Origin of the sequence: Candidatus Bandiella numerosa (assembly GCF_021811875.1) — a bacterium.
In the GTDB taxonomy this organism is placed as follows: domain Bacteria; phylum Pseudomonadota; class Alphaproteobacteria; order Rickettsiales; family Midichloriaceae; genus Aquirickettsia; species Aquirickettsia numerosa_A.
The window spans coordinates 1-250 of record NZ_JAJBJD010000277.1 but is presented as its reverse complement, the minus strand read 5'-3'; the positions used below and the strand labels follow the sequence as shown (position 1 = coordinate 250).

Genomic DNA, 250 nt, shown 5'->3' with positions numbered 1-250 from the left:
CTCCTTTTTCCTCACCTACCTCTATACACTTCTCTCAAAGTGCATGAAGTCAGGAATAAAGCCTTTGTATCCAAAATAGCTTTTTTTACCTTTCTTAAGCCACCTAGCATCTGGATCTTGAGACAATCGAGTAGAGAGGCGCATTGCAGCACCTCCCTCTCACACCACCGTACAAGCGATGTCGCATAGGGCGGTTTCAGATTTGTGTTTACCAAAAGCAGAGTACATAGAGAAGAGATTAATCTTCTCA

At 43.2% G+C, this 250-nt stretch carries 1 protein-coding gene; it reads right to left on the bottom strand.

The window, feature by feature from the left end:
- Positions 1-21: 21 nt before the first annotated feature.
- Complete coding sequence (locus L8D11_RS05880) at positions 22-144, bottom strand: hypothetical protein (protein WP_272906067.1); 123 nt, start codon at positions 142-144, stop codon at positions 22-24.
- Positions 145-250 lie beyond the last annotated feature (106 nt).